Below are 17075 nucleotides of genomic sequence, written 5' to 3'. Positions count from 1 at the left end.
ACATCCTTCTGGGTAGGGCGATGCTTTGTATACCCAGTACCTACGAGGAGCGACCTGTGACCCAGACCAGCGAAGACGTCACCTGGCTGACGCAGGAGGCGTACACCAAGCTCAAGGACGAGCTGGCGTACCTGTCTGGTCCCGCGCGCGAGGAAGTGACGCAGAAGATCGCTGCGGCGCGCGAGGAGGGCGACCTGCGGGAGAACGGCGGGTACCACGCGGCCAAGGAGGAGCAGGGCAAGCAAGAGCTCCGCATCCGCCAGCTGACCCAGCTCCTGGAGAAGGCCAAGGTCGGCGAGGCCCCGGCGGCGACCGGCGTGGTCGCGCCCGGCATGGTCGTCACGATCGCTTTCGACGGCGACGAGGACGACACCCTGGAGTTCCTGCTCGCCTCGCGCGAGTACGCGAGCAGCGACTTCGAGACCTACTCGCCGCAGTCCCCGCTCGGCACGGGGGTCAACGGCCACAAGGTCGGCGAGGACGTCGAGTACGAGCTGCCGAACGGCAAGACGGCGTCGGTGCGGATCCTCAAGGCGGAGCCCTTCAACGGCTGACGCTCCTGATCATGGGCCGGGCCCCGCGGTGTGCGCACCGCGGGGCCCGGCCCGTCCGCGTCAGGCGGCCTTGCGGTACTTGCGCACCGCGAGGGTGCGGAAGACCAGGATGATCACGACGGACCAGATCAGGGACGCCCACACCGGGTGCTCCATCGGCCAAGCGCCGGTCACCGACTTCGGCACGCCGTCGATCGTGTTGCCGAACAGCTCGCGGGCCGCCGCCACCGTGGCGCTGAAGGGGTTCCACTCGGCGACGTACTGGAGGAACGTCGGCATGCCGTTGACCGGCACGAACGCGTTCGAGATGAACGTCAGCGGGAACAGCCAGATCAGGCCGCCCGAGGTCGCCGCCTCCGGGGTGCGCACCGACAGGCCGATCAGCGCGCCGATCCACGTGAACGCGTAGCCGAGCAGCAGGAGCAGGCCGAAGCCCGCCAGGACCTTGCCGAGGTTCTCGTGGGTGCGCCAGCCGACGAGCAGAGCCACCACCGCGAGCACGGCCAGCGTCACCGCCGTCTGCACCAGGTCGGCGAGGGTGCGGCCGGTGAGCACGGCGCCGCGCGCCATGGGCAGCGAGCGGAACCGGTCGATGAGGCCCTTGTGCATGTCGTCCGCGATGCCCGCGCCCGCGCCGGCCGTGGCGAAGGTGACGGTCTGGGCGAAGATGCCGGCCATCAGGAATTCCTTGTAGGCACCGGCGCTCACCCCCGCGCCCGGGATGGCGATCGAGCCGCCGAAGACGTACGTGAACAGGACCACGAACATCACCGGCTGGATGATCCCGAACAGGATCATCTCGGGGATCCGGGTCATCCGGATCAGGTTCCGCTTGCCGACGACCAGGGAGTCGCTCCAGGCGCTCATGCCCTCGCCCCCTTCGCGGCCTCGGCCCGCTCGTCCGCGTCGGCCGCCGGTTCCTCCGCGACATGGCCGGTCAGCGAGATGAACACGTCGTCCAGGGTCGGGCGGCGCAGGCCGATGTCGTCGATCTCGATGCCGCGCGCGTCCAGGTCGCGGATGACCTCGGCGAGGAGCTTGGCACCGCCGGTGACCGGGACGGTCAGCTTGCGGGTGTGCTCGGCGACGGTCGTCTCGCCCTTGCCGTAGCCGGCCAGGATCTCGCGGGCGGCCGCGATGTGCTCCCGCTCGTGCACGACGACCTCGACGCGCTCGCCGCCGGTCTGCGCCTTGAGCTGGTCCGCGGTGCCGCGGGCGATGACGCGGCCGTGGTCCACGACGCAGATGTCGTGCGCCAGGTGGTCGGCCTCCTCCAGGTACTGCGTGGTGAGCAGCAGTGTCGTGCCGCCCGCGACCAGCTCCTGGATGACGTCCCACAGCTGCTGCCTGTTGTGCGGGTCGAGTCCCGTCGTCGGCTCGTCCATGAACATCACCGGCGGCGACACGACGAGCGCGGCCGCGAGGTCGAGCCGTCGGCGCATGCCGCCGGAGTACGTCTTGGAGGGTCGGTCGGCGGCGTCCGCGAGGTTGAACCGCTCCAGCAGCTCCCCCGCCCGCTTCTTCGCGTCCTTCTTGGACAGCTGGTAGAGCTGCCCGACCATCTGCAGGTTCTCGCGCCCCGTCAGGTATTCGTCGACCGCGGCGAACTGGCCGGACAGGCCGATGGAACGCCGCACTTCGTTCGGATGCCTCAGTACGTCGATGCCCGCGACGAGCGCCCTGCCGCTGTCCGGCGTGAGCAGTGTCGTCAGGCAGCGCACGGCCGTGGTCTTCCCCGCCCCGTTCGGCCCGAGCAGGCCGAGGACCGTGCCCTCCGGTACGTCCAGATCGACGCCGTCCAGAGCCCGTACGTCTCCGAAGGTCTTCACCAGACCTTCGGCGTAGATAGCGCCTGGCATGCGGTTCCCCCAGTGTGTGGGTACTACCTCTGACTACCTCTGACCAATTATGTGATGAAAGTGTAAATTTGCCGGTTTCCCCGCGCCCGGCAAGCAGAGCAAGTGCAGTGAAGCGCGCCACACACTATCGCGATGTATCGCGTACCGCCATGGATTAATCGATGACGGTGTAGCCCGCCTCCCGCAGCGCCGCCTCGACCTCCGTGCAGTGCGCGGGACCCTTGGTCTCCAGGTGCAGCTCCACCTCCGCCTCCGTGAGCCCGAGCCGCGGATCGGTGCGTACGTGGCTCACATCCGTGACGTTAGCGTCGGCCACTGACAACACCTGGAGGAGCGTGGCCAGGGCGCCGGGCCGGTCCGTCAGGCGCAGTCGCAGCGACAGGTAACGGCCCGCGGCGGCGAGGCCGTGGGTGAGCACGCGCTGCATCAGGAGCGGGTCGATGTTGCCGCCGGACAGCAGCGCCACGACCGGGCCCTCGAAGGCGCCCGGCTCGCTCAGGAGCGCCGCCACGGGGCTCGCGCCCGCCGGCTCGACGACCTGCTTGGCGCGCTCGAGGCAGAGCAGCAGGGCGCTGGAGAGCGCGTCCTCCGAGACCGTACGGACGCCGTCGACGAGCCCGGAGACGAGGCCGAACGGGACGTCGCCGGGCCGCCCGACCTTGATGCCGTCGGCCATCGTCGAAGGGGCCTCGATCGCGACCGGGTGCCCGGCGGCCAGCGAGGGCGGGTACGCGGCCGCGCCCTCCGCCTGCACGCCGATCACCTTGACGTCGGGCCGCAGCGCCTTGACCGCGACGGCGATGCCGGCCGCGAGCCCGCCGCCACCCACGCCGACCAGGATCGTGCGCACCTCCGGGCACTGCTCCAGGATCTCCAGGCCGAGCGTGCCCTGGCCCGCGACGATGTCCGGGTGGTCGAAGGGGTGGATGAACACGGCCCCGGTCTGCTCCGCGTACTCCTGCGCCGCGGCGAGCGTCTCGTCGACCACCTGGCCGTGCAGCCGGACCTCCGCGCCGTACTCGCGGGTCGCGGCGACCTTGGGCAGGGGCGCACCGACCGGCATGAACACCGTGGAGCGCACGCCGAGGAGCGAGGAGGCGAGGGCCACGCCCTGCGCGTGGTTGCCCGCGCTCGCGGCCACCACCCCGGCGGCCCGCTCCTCCGGCAACAGCCCCGCGATGCGCACGTAGGCGCCGCGCAGCTTGAAGGAGCCGGTGCGCTGGAGGTTCTCGCACTTGAGGTGGACCGGCGTGCCGGCCAGCTGGGAGAGGTGGTGACTGTGCGCCATCGAGGTCACCCGCGCCACGCCGGAGAGCATCTTCTGGGCGCCGCGGACGTCGTCGAGCGTCACCGCGGGCGTCGTGGTCGGCAGGTGGTCGGGCACGCTGTTGCTCATGACGAAAGTCTTGCAGCTCACGGCGCACGGCTCTCGGGATGCTCACGCTGCGAGACCGGGATTGCGCACGGCCGGTACGGTCGGCGCTTTCGCCGCGTACCCTGTGCCCCAATCCAGTGCAATCCACCACCCACGCATGAAGTGAGCCCCCGGCCATGCCCACACCACAGGAAACGATGGACATGACGACCGCCGGCGACACCGGCCTCCTCGAAACTCTCCAGCACGAGGTGGCGGTCTTCGCCCGTCGCGCCGAACAGACCCGGCTCGGCGGGGTCGGGCAGGTGCGCAATTCGATGGACCGAGCGGCATACCTGCTGCTCAACCGCCTCGACAAGGAAGGCCCGATGGGCGTCAAGGCGCTCGCGTCGAGCATGGGGATCGACTCCTCGACGGTGACCCGGCAGGTCGCCCCGCTCGTCGACACGGGTCTCGTGAAGCGCACCTCGCACCCGGAGGACGGGCGCGCGGTGGTGTTGCAGCTGTCCCCGCGCGGCGCCGCACGACTCGACGAGGTACGCACGTCCAGGCGAGAACTGATGGCGCAGTTGACGCAGGAGTGGGAGCCGCAGGAGCGCGAGCAGTTCTGCGCGCTCCTCGCGCGCTTCAATTCCGCGCTCTCCGCCCGGCACGGCCAGCCGACGCCGCCCGCCGACTCCTGACCGCCCTCTTGACCAGGGAGCCGCGCTCGGCCTCATATGAAGGGTGCGAGAACGGCAGGCGTCGCGGGACGCCCGCCGGGCCCGTGAGTTCGAGGCGTTCGTCGCGGGCGCGGCCGGGCGGCTGCTGCGTGCCGCGACGCTCCTGACGGGGGAGCCGTCGGCGGACAACCCGCGCGCGAGGAAGCTGCTCACGGCCGCACTCGGCCGGACGTACGCCTCCTGGGACCGTCTTCGGGGCGAGGATCCCTACGACTGCGCGCGCACCGAACTGGCCGTCAGATTCGCCCGCGGCGCGTGGCGCCAACACCGCTCGCGGGGCGGCGCGCTCGGGCATCTGAACCCGCAGGAGCGCCTCGTCCTCGTGCTGCGGCTCTTCGAGGGGGTCGGCGAGGAACAGACCGCGTCGCTGCTCGGGCTGCCCGCGGAGCGCGTACGGTCCGTGCACGCGCGGGCGACGGCCCTCGTGCTGCATCCGCCGCGGGGCCCCGCGCCCGCCGAGCTGCGAGGGGCGGCCCCGGCATGAGCCAGGAGGAGCGCAACGAGGCGGCGGTGCGGGCGGTCCTCGACGCCGAACCGGTGCCGGTGGTCCCCGCCGAGCTGTGCGCGGACGCGATGCGCAGGGGCGCCAGGGCCCGGCGGCGGCGCCTGGTGGCCGTGCGGCTGCTGTGGTGCGTGCTCGTCGTCGCCGTCGTGGCGTTCGTCGTGTGGGCGACGGTCGAGCGCCCGTGGGTGGAGCCGCCGTCGACGACGACTCCACAACTCACGGGCTGGTGAGCCACTTCTTGGTGACCCACTTCTTGGTGGGCTACTTCTTGGTGGGCTACTTCTTGTCGAGCGCCTGCTGAAGGTCGGCGAGCAGATCGTCGGCCGACTCGATGCCCACGGAGAGCCGCACGAGGTCGGCGGGGACCTCCAGGGCGGAGCCCGCGACGGAGGCGTGCGTCATCCGGCCCGGGTGCTCGACCAGGGACTCGACGCCGCCCAGGGACTCGCCGAGCGTGAACAGCTTCGCCCGGTTGCAGACCTCGACGGCCGCCTCCTCGCCGCCCTCGACCTGGAACGACACCATGCCGCCGAACGCCTTCATCTGCTTCGCGGCGATCTCGTGCCCGGGGTGCTCGGGCAGGCCCGGGTAGAGCACCTTCGTGACGCGCGGGTGCCGGGTGAGCATGTCGGCGACGCGGGTGGCGTTCTCGCTGTGCCGGTCCATGCGCACGGGCAGCGTCTTGATGCCGCGCAGCACCAGCCAGGAGTCGAAGGGGCCGGCCACCGCGCCCATCGCGTTCTGGTGGAACGCGAGGTCGTCGCCGAGGGCGTCGTCGTTGACGATCAGGGCGCCGCCGACGACGTCGGAGTGGCCGCCCATGTACTTCGTCATCGAGTGCACGACGACGTCGGCGCCGAGCGCGAGCGGCTGCTGGAGGTACGGGCTCGCGAACGTGTTGTCGACGACGAGCTTCACACCGGCCTCGCGGGCGACCTGGGCGACGGCCTCGATGTCGGTGATGCCGAGGAGCGGGTTCGAGGGCGTCTCCACCCACACGGCCTTGGTCAGCGGCGTGATCGCGGCGCGCACCGCATCGACGTCGCTGGTGTCGGCCACCGAGAACTCGACGCCCCAGCGCGTCACGACCTTCGCGAACAGCCGGAACGTGCCGCCGTACGCGTCGTTCGGGATGACCACGTGGTCCCCCGGGCCGAGCAGCGTGCGCAGCAGGCAGTCCTCCGCGGCGAGGCCGGAGGCGAAGGCGAGCCCGCGGCGGCCGCCTTCGAGTGCGGCGAGGTTCTCTTCGAGCGCGGTACGGGTCGGGTTGGCGCTGCGGCTGTACTCGTAGCCGCCGCGCAGTCCGCCCACGCCGTCCTGTTTGTACGTGGAGACCTGGTAGATCGGCGGGACGACGGCGCCGGTCACGGGGTCCGCCGTGTTGCCGGCGTGGATGGCGGTGGTCTCGAAGCCGCGCGGGGTGCTGCCGCTGTGGCTGTGCGTGTCGCTCATGAGCGCCGAGCGTAGGCGTTCCGGCGGTCGGAGGGGGCGCGCAGCGCGCTTTTGTCGCCACCGCGCTCGGGAACCCGGTGTCGGAGCGGCACGTTAGCGTTGTTGATATGGGAATTCTCTGGGGGCTGATGGCCGCGGTCATGATCGGGCTCGTGGTGTCGCAGCTGATGCGGCGCGGCGGCGGGATTCGGCAGGTCGCGCCGGGGTCGCCGGACGCGGCGGACCCCGCGGACTACGGGTTCATGCTTCAGGAGGACCTGGACGTGCGGCTGCCGGGGCCCGACCAGGACCTGCTCGACGTGATGGCGGTCGTGCAGCGCAATCAGGACTTCACGGCGGCGTCCCAGCTGCTCGCGGGCACCGGCAAGGAGACCGAGACCCGCTGGGAGCGGGTGCAGGCGGTCGCCGGTGCGGCGGCCCTGGAGGCGCAGCAGACGCCGCGGCTCGGCGCCGGGTGGCTGCACGCGTGGCGTGCGCAGCAGCCGAAGGACGCGGGCGGGGCGCAGGTCTTCGCCGAGTTCCTGGTGCAGCAGGCGTGGCGCGGCGGCGGCACCCCCGAGGAGCAGCGGATCGTCCTCGAAGAGGCGCGGGACGCGTGCGAGCAGGCGGCGCTCCTCGCGCCCGGCGACCCCGTCCCGCACATCACGCACCTCGCCGTCGCGCGCGGACTCGGCTACTCGCAGCACGAGTTCGAGCAGCTGTGGCTGAAGATCCTCGACACGGCGCCCGGTCACTTCGGGGCGCATCTGGCGGGCCTTCGGTACTGGACGGAGAAGTGGCACGGCTCGCGCGAGCAGGCCTTCTCGTTCGCGGAGGCCGCCGCCGCGCGGGCGCCGCGCGGTTCGCTGCTGGCGGCGCTGCCGCTGTTCGCGCTGTACGAGCACGTGCCGGACGTGAACCTGGTGCGCGGGTTCTACGAGAGCGAGGTCGTCACCAAGGCGCTGCACGGCGCGCTGTTCGCGGTGAACGCGGCGCGTCCCGACGACCCGATGCTCGCGCACGTACGGCATCTGCTGGTGTTCTTCCTGGTGCGCAGCGAGCGCTGGGCCGAGGCGATGCAGCAGTTGGTGCACGTGGACGGGCACGTGGGCGCGATCCCGTGGACCGCCGAGCAGGACCCTGCGGCGGCGTACGCGGTGTACCGCGCGCTCGCGGTCGCGGGCTACGAGGCGAACGGCGGAAGCCCGGCGACATTGCGACACTGACCCGCGCCTGGGGACACCAGGACGCCGGGAACATCCGTCCAATACGGCCGGAGCCTTCCTCCGTGATGCTCGACCCACGGTCGGTACGGCAACGGGAGGCGGGCGGCGTCATGGCGGAGTTCCACGAGGCAGGCGTGCACACGGTGGTGAGCGGGCCGGAGCAGGCGCCCGCCGTGCTGCTGATCCACGGGAGTGCCGGGTCCCTGGAGCACTGGGACCCGGTGGTTCCGGCGCTCGCGGAGGCGTTCCGGGTGATCCGGGTGGACCTGCCGGGGTGCGGGCGGTCCCCCGCGCCGAAGAACGGCGGGTTCGCGGTGCCGGAGCAGGCGGCCCGGGTCGAGGCCGTCCTCGACCGGCTCGGGGTGGAGCGGGTGACCGTCGTCGGGCACTCCTCGGGGTGCATGGTGGCGACGGCCCTGGCCGAGCGGCGGACCGGGACGGTGACGGCCGTGGTCCTCATCGCCATGGGCCCGGACCTGAACGCGCAGACGGCCGAACTCCCGCTCGTCCGCCTGCTGTTGCTTCCGTTCGTCGGTCCGCTGCTGTGGCGGCTGCGGACGCCGGACGCGCTCCGCGGGGCCGCGGCCGCGTCGGCCGCCCGGCCCGTGGAGATCCCCGATTCCTACGTCGAGGCCACGCTGGCCATGACGCACCGCGCCTTCGTCGGGACGATGCGCGGCAACCAGGAGTACCTGGGGCAGCGCCCGCTCCCGGAGCGCCACGCCCCGCTGGGTCTTCCGCTGCTGGTCCTCTTCGGCGCCGAGGACCCCCGCTGGCGCCCCTCGTCGGCCCAGACCTACCGCGCAGTGCCGGGCGCCCGGATCGAACTGTTGCCGGGCGTCGGGCACCTGGTCATGCTGGAGGCACCGGAGGAGACCGGGGCGCTGCTGCGGGAGTTCATCGCGGCGGCCACGGCCGGCACCAACTAGGGGATGCGCGTGCCTCGACCCTCGTGGAACATCGCCGTACCGGCCGGGCCCGGTCGGCTCGCGGGGCTGCGCATGGCCGGGTTCAGCGACCGGGCGACGGAGCTGCGGAACCTGCAACTGATCCCGCACCCCTCGGTCACCGTGGCCCTCAATCTCGGCGGCACCGCGCTGTCCCTGCACGACGGGGCGGGCAGCCGGACCTGCGAGCGGATGGTCGTCGGCCTCGCCCCCGACGCCGTACGGGCCGGGGGCGACCGGGGTTTCGCCTGCCTTCAGCTGCGGCTGTCGCCCGCTCTCGCGCACGCGGTGCTCGGCGCGCCGGGCGGTCCGTACGGGGAGCCGGTCGACCTCGACGCGCTGTGGGGGCGGGCCGCGGCCGAGCGGTTCCAGGACTTGCTGCGCGCGGCCGGGTCCTGGCCCGAGCGGTTCGCGATCGCCGAGCGGGAGCTCGCCCTGAGGGCCGAGGAGGGGCGCGCGCCCGATCCCGAAGTCGCCCACGCCTGGCGGAGGTTGACGGCCGACCACGGTCTCGTCCGGGTCGAACGCCTGGCCCGCGAGACCGGCTGGAGCCGCAAGCGGCTGTGGTCCCGGTTCCGCGAGCAGATCGGCCTCACCCCGCAGCACGCCGCGCGCCTCGTCCGCTTCGACCGTGCCGTCCACCGGCTCGCCGCGGGCGCCCCGCCGTCCCGTGTCGCGGCGGAGAGCGGCTACGCGGACCAGTCCCATCTGCACCGGGACGTCCGCGCGTTCACCGGCGCGACGCCGTCCGCGGTGGCGGGGACGCCGTTCCTCGCGGTGGACGACGTGGCGTGGGCCGACCGCCGTCACTGAGCGGCGGCGCCCCGTATGGCGGCCGCGGTGCGCGCCGCGTCGTACCCCTCGGGCACCCCGTCGAGGAAGACGAGGCTGCCCGGCACGTGGTCCGTGCGCAGCGGCAGGATCTCCTGGTAGGCGGGCGATGCGTACCAGGCGTGGGCCGCGTCCAGGTCGGGGAACTCCGCCATCACGACGCTGCCGAGCGGCTCGCCCTCCGCCCACTCCCCCGGCGTGCCGTGCACCAGGAAGCGCCCGCCGTACGGGGCGAAGGTGGACTGCACGCGCTCGATGTACGTGAGGACATCCGGGTGCGGCGTCGGCGTGGTGTCCAGAACGGCGATCACGTAGGCGGTCATGAGAGAGCCCTCCCTCGGGTCCGGCGGGATCAGGTCGTCGGTACGGGGACGATCCTGCCGGGCCCGAGGGAGGGCGGCCATGACCTCTCAGGTCATGAAACTCGGCTCATGAGACTCGGCTCATGAAGGTGGCGCGGCGGGCGATCAGATCGTCGCGGCGTCGATCACGAAGCGGTAGCGCACGTCGGAGCCGAGGACCCGCTCGTACGCCTCGTTGACCTGGCTCGCCTCGATGAGCTCGATCTCGGCGCCGAGGCCGTGCTCGGCGCAGAAGTCGAGCATCTCCTGGGTCTCGGCGATGCCGCCGATCATGGAGCCCGCGAGCACCTTGCTGCCGCCGAGCAGCGAGAACAGGTTGATCGAGACGGGCTCCTCGGGGGCGCCCACGTTGACGAGCGCGCCGCCCGTCTTGAGCAGGCCGAGGTACGCGCTGAAGTCCAGCGGCGCGGAGACCGTGGAGAGGATCACGTCGAAGCTGCCGGCCAGCTCCTCGAAGGTCTTCGGGTCGCTCGTCGCGTAGTAGTGGTCGGCGCCCAGCTTCAGGCCGTCGTCCTTCTTGCGCAGCGACTGCGAGAGCACCGTGACCTCGGCGCCGAGCGCGTGCGCGATCTTGACGCCCATGTGGCCGAGGCCGCCGAGACCGACGATCGCGACCTTCTTGCCGGGACCCGCGCCCCAGTGCTTCAGCGGGGAGTACGTGGTGATGCCGGCGCACAGCAGCGGCGCGGCCACGTCGAGCGCGAGACCGTCGGGGATGCCGACGACGAAGCCCTCGGTGACGACGACCTTCTGCGAGTAGCCGCCGTAGGTGGGCTCGCCGTCCTTGCCGACGCCGTTGTACGTCTGGACGTTGCCCTCGACGCAGTGCTGCTCCTGGCCGGCGAGGCAGGGCTCGCACTTCCCGCAGGAGTCGACCATGCAGCCGACGCCGACCCGGTCGCCGACCTTGAACTTGGTGACGCCCGCGCCGACGGCCTCCACGACACCGGCGATCTCGTGGCCGGGAACCATCGGGAAGATGGCCTCGCCCCAGCCCTCGCGGGCCTGGTGGATGTCGGAGTGACAGATTCCGGCGAACTTGATGTCGATCAGCACGTCGTGCTCGCCGACGGCACGGCGCTCGATGGTGGTGCGCTCCAGCGGGGCCTTGGCGCTGGGCGCGGCGTATGCGGCAACAGTCGTGGTCATGGCCTCAAGACTGCTACCGGCCCGCCCCGATCTCCAAAGAATGCGCAGGTCACCGCTTTGCGTACGTCCAGTGGTCCTACTACTGGGAGGGTCAGGCTCCGTGTCGTACGACCGGGAATACTGGAAGCATGGACGAGAACGATGCGGCCGACGCCACCGGGGCGGACCACCGGGACCACCAGGAGCGCCCCGACCATCTGGACCGGCGGGCCGAGCTGAGCGAGTTCCTGCGGACCCGGCGAGCCCGGCTCAAGCCGGAGGACGTGGGGCTCTCGTCGATGGGCCGGCACCGGCGGGTGCCGGGCCTGCGGCGCGAGGAGCTGGCGCAGCTCGCCGGGGTCTCCGTGGCGTACTACACCCGCCTGGAGCAGGGCAACGGGCGCAATGTGTCGGCGGAGGTGCTCGACGCGATCGCGCGCGCCCTGCGGCTCAGCGACACCGAGCACGCGCACCTCGTCCACCTCGCCCGGCCCACGCGGCAGCGCCGGAAGGCACCCGCGCCGAAGCGGCAGCAGCAGGTGCGGCCCGCGCTGCGGTCGCTGCTCGACTCGTTCGACGGCGTGCCCGCGTACATCGGCGGAGCGCGCTCCGACATCCTCGCGTGGAACCGGATGGCGGCGGCGCTCTTCGGCGACTGGGGGCGGATGCCGCGCGTCGAGCGGAACTGGGCGCGGCTCACCTTCCTCAACCCGGACTATCGGGAGCTGTTCGTCGACTGGGACACCAAGGCCACCGACATGGTGAGCTACCTGCGGCTCTACGCGGGGCGGAACCCGGAGGACCCGGAGCTCTCGGCGCTCGTCGGTGAACTGTCCGTCAAGAGCGAGGAGTTCAGGCGGCTGTGGGCCACGCACGACGTGAAGGAGAAGGGGCACGGGGTGAAGCGGATGCGGCATTCGCTGGTGGGTGAGCTGACGCTGGCATACGAGACGCTGCACCTGCCGGACGACGACGGGCAGTTCCTGTCCGTGTACCACGCGGAGCCGGGTTCCGCGTCGGCGGAGGCGCTCCGCCTGTTGGCGAGTTGGGGCGCGGACGCCTCGCTGCGGGCCGAGTTGTAGACGTCGCTCCCCCAAGGGCTACGGGACGTAGGGCGGCGCCGCGCCCCACGTCCAGCGTGGGACCGGTTGTTCGTCGGGGCGTTCGGCGCCCGGGGCCGAGAAGTGGACCGCCAGACGCGTGCCCCATTCGACGTACGCCAGGAACGCCGAGCGGAACTCCGGGTCCGTGGGGAGGTGCGCCTCGTCGGCCGCGTCCTGGATCAGGTTGACCCAGCGGCGGCGCTGCTGCTCCGTGATGGCCTTGCCGATGTGCATCGCGACCATGTGGGTGTGCCCGCCGTGCTGTTCGGAGTAGGTGGACGGGCCTCCGAAGACCTCGCCGAGCCAGAGCGCGACGTGCTCCGCGTGCTCGGCGGGCAGATCGGCGAAGAGCGGGCCGAGCAGGTCGTCCTTGACCACCTGCGCGTAGAACGCGGTCGTCAGACGGGCGAACGCCTCGGCGCCGCCCGCCCATTGGTAGAGCGTGGGCTCCGCCGCGCCCCTGCCGCGCACCGTGGTCGGCGCGTAGTGGCGCATCTCGTCGATGTTCCCTACGTACGGGCGGATCTGCGCCAGGAACTCGGGGAAGAGCTCGGAGGCGCGGAAGCCCTTGAGGTGGTCCTCGGTCGAGGTCCACTCGATGCGCAGGACGAAGTGCTCGAAGTCCTCCTCGCAGCGCGCCAGTTCGTACGCGACGCAGTGCTCGGAGGCCTCCAGCTGCCGGGCCGCCCGGGTGTAGGCCGACAGGAACTCGGCGGAGCGCTCCTGCGGGATACGGTAGCGGATGTACTCGACGGTGCGCGGGGATCGAGTCGTCATGCCTCCCAGGGAAGCACCGGCCCGGTCAGCCGTCGAGCGTGACCGGACGGTCCTCGCGCAACTCCTTGAAGAGCAGGTTCGCCTTCCTCTTGTCCCAGAGGACGGCGCTGCCCTTGGACGTCTTGAGGCCGAGCGTCCCGACGGGCACACCGAGCTGCTTGCCCTGCCCCGACGACACCCCCTGCATCGCCTTGAACAGGCGGGTGAGCTGCGGGACCCCGGTCGACTTGTCGACGATGAGCGTGTCGAGGCCGGCGCCCGCCGTGCCGTACACGGTCGACGGGTTCATCAGGACGCCGGGCGACGCGGCCTTCTTGGCGAGCGCGGCCAGGAACTTCTGCTGGTTGCGGGAGCGGCCGAGGTCGCCCTCCTTCTCCTGGTGGCGCTGGCGCACGAAGCCGAGCGCCTCGCGCCCGGTCAGGTTGTGGCAGCCCTTCGTCAGGTCGAGGCCGGACTTGTCGTCGACGATGTGTCGGTCGACGCACATGGGCACGCCGCCGACCGCGTCGACGATGCCGACGAACCCGGCGAAGCCGATCTCCGTGTAGTGGTCGATCCGCAGCCCGGTGTTCGCCTCGATCGCGCGGACCAGGAGTTCCGGGCCGCCGAGCGAGAACGCGGCGTTGAGCTTGTTCTTCGCCGGCTTGTGGTGGATGCCCGTCTTCGGGTCGACGTACGGCGGGACGGTGACCCAGGAGTCGCGCGGCAGGCTGGTGAGCGTGGTGCCGTGGGCGCCGGTGTGCAGCACCATCATCGAGTCGGTCCTGCGGCCCTCGGAGCCCAGCTCGGAACCGGTGTGCAGGTTCTTGGCCTGCTGTTGGCTGAGGCCCTCGCGGCTGTCGGAGCCCACGATCAGGTAGTTGGTGCCCTTGCCCGGCGCGGCCCGCGTCGGCAGCGAGGCCAGGTCGACCTCCCCGTCGAGCCGGGTCCCCGCCCAGACGTACGTGCCGGCGCCCGCGAGGACCGCGAGCAGCACGAGCAGGCACAGGCCGCGCACCAGCAGGCCGAACTTTCCGCGCCGCCGCTTGCGCCTCGGCTGGCGCTCGCTGCGCTTGTACCCGCCGCCGAGCCGCCCGCCCGGCGCGTTGTCCGGGACCGGGTCGAAGGGGTGGTGGTCGACCTCGTACGAGCGCGGCGCGGGCGCGTACGGGTCGGGCAGGGGTGTCGGGGTGTGGGCGCCGGGATTCAGGGTCATCACCTCGCGACCGGCAGGTCCGGACGCTCGGCCGGCCTGACGATGTGCTGGGCCGCCGCCGCGGCCGTTCCGGAACGGTGCATGCGCTGCCACTTCAGCCGGCTGCCTGTCACGAAGGCCACCACGGACTGGATGACCACGAGATACATCAACTGCCGGTAGACGAACAGCTGGAGGGGCAGCGACCAGAGCGTGCGCCTGCGCTCCCCGTCGAGCTTGAGGGCGTACGCCGCGACGGCCGTCTGGAGGGCGAGGAAGCCCACCCAGGCCACCACGGACGTGGTGGTGTCGCCGGCGAACACGGCGCTGTAGAACATGAAGACGTCGATCATCGGGGCGAGCAGCGGCAGCACGACCTGGAAGAGGAACAGGTAGGACAGGCCGCGCCGCCCGAAGCGGCCCGCGGGCCCGACCTCGAGGACCGCGCCCCGGTGCTTCCACATCGCCTGGAGCGTGCCGTAGCACCAGCGGTAGCGCTGCCGCCACAGCTGCTTGAGCGACGTGGGGACCTCGGTCCAGGCGACGGCCGTCTCCTCGTACACGACCCGCCAGCCGGCCCGCCACAGCGCCATCGTGAGGTCGGTGTCCTCGGCGAGGGTGTCCTCGCTGAGTCCGCCGACGCCCATCAGCGCGTCGAGCCGGAAGGCGCCGATCGCGCCGGGCACGGTCGTCATGCACTCCAGGACCTCGAACATCCTGCGGTCGAGGTTGAACCCGAAGACGTACTCCAGGTGCTGCCAGCGGCCGAGCAGCCGTTTGCGGTTGCCGACCTTGGTGTTGCCGCTGACCGCGCCGACCGCCGGGTGGGCCAGCGGCTGGATCAGGCGCTGGATGGCGTCGGCCTCGAAGACGGTGTCCGAGTCGATCATCACGACGTACGGGCAACGGGTGTACTTCAGGCCGTGGTTGAGGGCCGCGGCCTTGCCCGAGTTGGGCTGGCACAGCACCTGCACGCGGGCGTCCCTGGCCGCGTAGTCGCGTGCGATCTCCACCGTGCGGTCGCTCGATCCGTCGTCGATGACGATGATCTGCATCGGCTGGTGCGTGGAGGCCAGCAGCGAGCGCAGCGTCGCGCCGATGCCCGCCTCCTCGTTGTACGCGGGGACGAGCACGGTCACCGGATCGCGGATCTCGCGCAGCCAGGGCGATCCGGGCCGGAACCGCTCCAGGCGTCTGACGTGCGCGCGGGCGAACAGGACGAGCACGAACAGGCGCAGCACGCCGAGCGCCGCGGCCGCGAGCAGCACCCAGGAGATGGCCGAGACGAAGCTGCGGCCGAGGCTCTGGAACCAGATGAGGCCCTGGCCGAGCCACTGGACGGGCGCCGCCACGTCGGCCGTCGCCCGCTGGCCGGTGTGCGCGCCCTCGGTGATCGTGGTGAACCGCTTGGCGTGCGGGTTCGCGAGCAGTTTCTCGGTCTCGCGGTAGCCGAGCGAGGTCTGGCTGAGCTGGCGCACCAGTCCGTCCTCGACCCGCTGCCCGGAGTCGTCGGCGGCGACGAGCGTGTAGCCGGCGGCGGACGCGGCCTGCGCCGCGGGCCACTCGCCGCCGCACATCGTGGCGACGGTGGTGGTCATCGGCATCCGCAGGAGTGTGGTGCGGAATCCGCCGCTGCCCGCGAACGCGCTCTGGGTGAGCCCGAGTTCGAGCTTGCCGCGCACCGCCGACGAGCTGCCCATGTCGGCGCCCGTGTACGTGTTGGAGCCGATGTCGTGGCCCTCGGCCCTGATCCGCTCGACGAGCTTCGGGTACTGGGCGGCCTTGGCGCCGTTCAGGAAGAACGTGGCCCGCGCGTGGTGCTTCTTGAGCAGCGCGAGCAGCTTGGGCGTCGCCTTGGGGTCGGGTCCTCCGTCATAGGTGAGCGCGACCGTGCCGGGCGACATCGAGGCGCTGTGCACCCGGTCGCCGTCGATGGACAGGACGGGGCCCGCGCCCGATGCGGACTCGGGCACGGGCCGCGTGCAGGCAGGCTTCGTCTTCGCGCCGTCCACCTCGTTCTGGGTCCAGCCCTGGAAGAGGAGGGCACCGAAGAGCACCGGAAGGGTCAGCGCGAGCAGCAGCCAGTGCGCCCGCGGGTCCCTCGCTTGTTTGTGTCGAGCGCCCATCAGGCGGCGGCACCGGCGTGACCGCCCGGCCGGCCGCGGCCCTGACGAGGCACCCGTATTCGACGCCGGTTCTCCACGTTCCACTCACACATGGGAGGCGAGTGTATTGATGTGGCGGTCTGGTAATTGGGGCATTGGACAACATCAGGGACGGGTGTGGCACGTGACAAACGGCACACCTGCCTCGGTGAGCACAACCTTTTGCCCGTGCCGTATTCACCTGGACGACACTTTCCGGGCCGTCCAGGGCCGTCTCAGGCGGCCGACGCGTTCTCCGTGACCGTGATCCGCCCCTGGCTGATGGTCGCGAGGCGCGGCGCGCGCCGGGCGATCGAGGAGTCGTGGGTGACCATGACGAAGGTCAGCCCGTGCTCCTTCCAGCGGTCCTCCAGTACGTCCATGATCTCGTCGCGCATGGACTCGTCGAGGTTGCCCGTGGGCTCGTCGGCGAGCAGCACCTTCGGGTTCTTCACGAGCGCGCGGGCGATGGCGACGCGCTGCTGCTGGCCGCCGGACAGCTCGGCCGGCAGATGCCGCAGCCGCTCCCCGAGCCCGACGGACTTCAGCGCCTCGGCGGCCCGCTCGCGCCGCTCGGCGCCGCGCAGCCCCAGGGGCACGAGCGCCGTCTCGACGTTCTCCACCGCGCTGAGCGTGGGGACCAGGTTGAAGGACTGGAAGACGAAGCCGATGGACTCGGCGCGGACCTTGGTGAGCCGGGCCTCGGGCAGCTTCGCCAGGTCGACCCCGTCGAGCTCGACGCTGCCCCGCGTGGGCCGGTCGAGCCCGCCGAGCATCTGGAGCAGCGTCGACTTGCCGCCGCCGGTGGGGCCCTGGATGACGAGCCGGTCGCCGTCTCCGATGGTCAGGTCGATCCCCGCGAGCGCGTGGACGGTGTCCTTGCCGCGCCGGTACTGCTTGGTGACGCCGTTGAGCTGATACATGGTGCAACTCCCGT

18 protein-coding genes are annotated in these 17075 nt (G+C 71.6%); 8 read left to right on the top strand and 10 right to left on the bottom strand.

Features of this window, described 5'->3' with window-relative positions; translation table 11 throughout:
* The first annotated feature begins 56 nt into the window (after positions 1-56).
* Positions 57-554 (top strand): transcription elongation factor GreA, encoded by a 498-nt coding sequence (gene greA, locus ACTWJ8_RS24320; protein ID WP_356374420.1) that lies wholly within the window; start codon positions 57-59, stop codon positions 552-554.
* Between the two features lie 60 nt (positions 555-614).
* Here the strand turns inward: greA and ACTWJ8_RS24315 are convergent, their stop codons facing one another.
* From ACTWJ8_RS24315 to ilvA, 3 genes are all read right to left on the bottom strand, one after another.
* Positions 615-1421 (bottom strand): ABC transporter permease, encoded by an 807-nt coding sequence (locus ACTWJ8_RS24315; RefSeq protein ID WP_356374422.1) that lies wholly within the window; start codon positions 1419-1421, stop codon positions 615-617.
* A complete protein-coding gene (locus tag ACTWJ8_RS24310; RefSeq protein WP_356374424.1) occupies positions 1418-2413 on the bottom strand; it encodes an ATP-binding cassette domain-containing protein in 996 nt (331 codons plus the stop codon). Before ACTWJ8_RS24310 ends, ACTWJ8_RS24315 begins: the two co-directional genes overlap by 4 nt.
* A 154-nt stretch (positions 2414-2567) precedes the next feature.
* The gene (ilvA, locus tag ACTWJ8_RS24305; protein ID WP_443260261.1) at positions 2568-3809 is read right to left on the bottom strand and encodes a threonine ammonia-lyase; all 1242 of its coding nucleotides are present in this window, start codon (positions 3807-3809) and stop codon (positions 2568-2570) included.
* 176 nt (positions 3810-3985) lie between these two features.
* Between ilvA and ACTWJ8_RS24300 the strand changes: the two genes are divergently transcribed.
* The 3 genes from ACTWJ8_RS24300 to ACTWJ8_RS24290 are packed head-to-tail and all read left to right on the top strand — an operon-like array spanning position 3986 to position 5245.
* On the top strand, positions 3986-4471 hold the full coding sequence (locus ACTWJ8_RS24300; RefSeq protein WP_356375892.1) for a MarR family winged helix-turn-helix transcriptional regulator: 486 nt from the start codon (positions 3986-3988) through the stop codon (positions 4469-4471).
* Positions 4472-4514: 43 nt separating this feature from the next.
* On the top strand, positions 4515-4994 hold the full coding sequence (locus ACTWJ8_RS24295) for a sigma factor-like helix-turn-helix DNA-binding protein (protein ID WP_356374428.1): 480 nt from the start codon (positions 4515-4517) through the stop codon (positions 4992-4994).
* Entirely contained in the window at positions 4991-5245 is a 255-nt protein-coding gene (locus ACTWJ8_RS24290) for a hypothetical protein (protein WP_356374430.1), read from the top strand. The genes ACTWJ8_RS24295 and ACTWJ8_RS24290 overlap by 4 nt, the downstream gene beginning before the upstream one ends.
* A 46-nt stretch (positions 5246-5291) precedes the next feature.
* On the opposite strand, the gene ACTWJ8_RS24285 is transcribed toward ACTWJ8_RS24290, so the two are convergent.
* Positions 5292-6467 (bottom strand): cystathionine gamma-synthase, encoded by a 1176-nt coding sequence (locus tag ACTWJ8_RS24285; protein ID WP_356374432.1) that lies wholly within the window; start codon positions 6465-6467, stop codon positions 5292-5294.
* Positions 6468-6574: 107 nt separating this feature from the next.
* Between ACTWJ8_RS24285 and ACTWJ8_RS24280 the strand changes: the two genes are divergently transcribed.
* From ACTWJ8_RS24280 to ACTWJ8_RS24270, 3 genes are all read left to right on the top strand, one after another.
* The gene (locus ACTWJ8_RS24280) at positions 6575-7672 is read left to right on the top strand and encodes a hypothetical protein (protein WP_443260260.1); all 1098 of its coding nucleotides are present in this window, start codon (positions 6575-6577) and stop codon (positions 7670-7672) included.
* Positions 7673-7737: 65 nt separating this feature from the next.
* Positions 7738-8601, top strand: a complete 864-nt coding sequence (locus ACTWJ8_RS24275; protein ID WP_443264979.1) for an alpha/beta fold hydrolase — start codon at positions 7738-7740, stop codon at positions 8599-8601.
* 3 nt (positions 8602-8604) lie between these two features.
* A complete protein-coding gene (locus ACTWJ8_RS24270; protein ID WP_443260259.1) occupies positions 8605-9432 on the top strand; it encodes a helix-turn-helix domain-containing protein in 828 nt (275 codons plus the stop codon).
* Here the strand turns inward: ACTWJ8_RS24270 and ACTWJ8_RS24265 are convergent.
* Both ACTWJ8_RS24265 and ACTWJ8_RS24260 read right to left on the bottom strand, forming a co-directional pair.
* On the bottom strand, positions 9426-9773 hold the full coding sequence (locus ACTWJ8_RS24265; RefSeq protein WP_443260258.1) for a DUF1330 domain-containing protein: 348 nt from the start codon (positions 9771-9773) through the stop codon (positions 9426-9428). The two genes, ACTWJ8_RS24270 and ACTWJ8_RS24265, sit on opposite strands and share 7 nt — an antisense overlap.
* Positions 9774-9917: 144 nt before the next feature.
* Positions 9918-10961, bottom strand: coding sequence for an NAD(P)-dependent alcohol dehydrogenase (locus ACTWJ8_RS24260; protein WP_356374441.1), 1044 nt, complete (start codon positions 10959-10961; stop codon positions 9918-9920).
* 128 nt (positions 10962-11089) lie between these two features.
* Here ACTWJ8_RS24260 and ACTWJ8_RS24255 point away from each other — a divergent pair, with 128 nt between their 5' ends.
* A complete protein-coding gene (locus tag ACTWJ8_RS24255; RefSeq protein WP_356374443.1) occupies positions 11090-12022 on the top strand; it encodes an MmyB family transcriptional regulator in 933 nt (310 codons plus the stop codon).
* A gap of 18 nt (positions 12023-12040) precedes the next feature.
* Here the strand turns inward: ACTWJ8_RS24255 and ACTWJ8_RS24250 are convergent, their stop codons facing one another.
* From ACTWJ8_RS24250 to ACTWJ8_RS24235, 4 genes are all read right to left on the bottom strand, one after another.
* Complete coding sequence (locus ACTWJ8_RS24250; protein ID WP_356374445.1) at positions 12041-12820, bottom strand: group II truncated hemoglobin; 780 nt, start codon at positions 12818-12820, stop codon at positions 12041-12043.
* A 25-nt stretch (positions 12821-12845) separates the two neighbouring features.
* On the bottom strand, positions 12846-14015 hold the full coding sequence (locus ACTWJ8_RS24245; protein WP_443260257.1) for an LCP family protein: 1170 nt from the start codon (positions 14013-14015) through the stop codon (positions 12846-12848).
* On the bottom strand, positions 14015-16120 hold the full coding sequence (locus ACTWJ8_RS24240; RefSeq protein WP_443260256.1) for a glycosyltransferase: 2106 nt from the start codon (positions 16118-16120) through the stop codon (positions 14015-14017). Before ACTWJ8_RS24240 ends, ACTWJ8_RS24245 begins: the two co-directional genes overlap by 1 nt.
* Positions 16121-16374: 254 nt before the next feature.
* Positions 16375-17061 (bottom strand): ABC transporter ATP-binding protein, encoded by a 687-nt coding sequence (locus tag ACTWJ8_RS24235; RefSeq protein ID WP_356374451.1) that lies wholly within the window; start codon positions 17059-17061, stop codon positions 16375-16377.
* Positions 17062-17075: the final 14 nt, after the last annotated feature.

The sequence above is a fragment of the Streptomyces sp. SDT5-1 genome, from assembly GCF_052245995.1.
Classification (GTDB): Bacteria; Actinomycetota; Actinomycetes; order Streptomycetales; family Streptomycetaceae; genus Streptomyces.
The sequence above is the reverse complement of the archived record's forward strand: the minus strand, read 5'-3'. Positions and strand labels throughout refer to the sequence as shown.

Bases quoted from the DNA above. Each gene is read 5' to 3' on its own strand.
- ACTWJ8_RS24235 (WP_356374451.1), bottom strand. From the start codon at position 17,061: ATGTATCAGCTCAACGGCGTCACCAAGCAGTACCGGCGCGGCAAGGAC.
- ACTWJ8_RS24300 (WP_356375892.1), top strand. From the start codon at position 3,986: ATGGACATGACGACCGCCGGCGACACCGGCCTCCTCGAAACTCTCCAG.
- ACTWJ8_RS24265 (WP_443260258.1), bottom strand. From the start codon at position 9,773: ATGACCGCCTACGTGATCGCCGTTCTGGACACCACGCCGACGCCGCAC.
- ilvA (WP_443260261.1), bottom strand. From the start codon at position 3,809: ATGAGCAACAGCGTGCCCGACCACCTGCCGACCACGACGCCCGCGGTG.
- ACTWJ8_RS24260 (WP_356374441.1), bottom strand. From the start codon at position 10,961: ATGACCACGACTGTTGCCGCATACGCCGCGCCCAGCGCCAAGGCCCCG.
- ACTWJ8_RS24255 (WP_356374443.1), top strand. From the start codon at position 11,090: ATGGACGAGAACGATGCGGCCGACGCCACCGGGGCGGACCACCGGGAC.
- ACTWJ8_RS24250 (WP_356374445.1), bottom strand. From the start codon at position 12,820: ATGACGACTCGATCCCCGCGCACCGTCGAGTACATCCGCTACCGTATC.
- ACTWJ8_RS24270 (WP_443260259.1), top strand. From the start codon at position 8,605: ATGCGCGTGCCTCGACCCTCGTGGAACATCGCCGTACCGGCCGGGCCC.
- ACTWJ8_RS24285 (WP_356374432.1), bottom strand. From the start codon at position 6,467: ATGAGCGACACGCACAGCCACAGCGGCAGCACCCCGCGCGGCTTCGAG.
- ACTWJ8_RS24290 (WP_356374430.1), top strand. From the start codon at position 4,991: ATGAGCCAGGAGGAGCGCAACGAGGCGGCGGTGCGGGCGGTCCTCGAC.
- ACTWJ8_RS24240 (WP_443260256.1), bottom strand. From the start codon at position 16,120: ATGGGCGCTCGACACAAACAAGCGAGGGACCCGCGGGCGCACTGGCTG.
- ACTWJ8_RS24275 (WP_443264979.1), top strand. From the start codon at position 7,738: ATGCTCGACCCACGGTCGGTACGGCAACGGGAGGCGGGCGGCGTCATG.
- ACTWJ8_RS24280 (WP_443260260.1), top strand. From the start codon at position 6,575: ATGGGAATTCTCTGGGGGCTGATGGCCGCGGTCATGATCGGGCTCGTG.
- ACTWJ8_RS24315 (WP_356374422.1), bottom strand. From the start codon at position 1,421: ATGAGCGCCTGGAGCGACTCCCTGGTCGTCGGCAAGCGGAACCTGATC.
- ACTWJ8_RS24310 (WP_356374424.1), bottom strand. From the start codon at position 2,413: ATGCCAGGCGCTATCTACGCCGAAGGTCTGGTGAAGACCTTCGGAGAC.
- ACTWJ8_RS24245 (WP_443260257.1), bottom strand. From the start codon at position 14,015: ATGACCCTGAATCCCGGCGCCCACACCCCGACACCCCTGCCCGACCCG.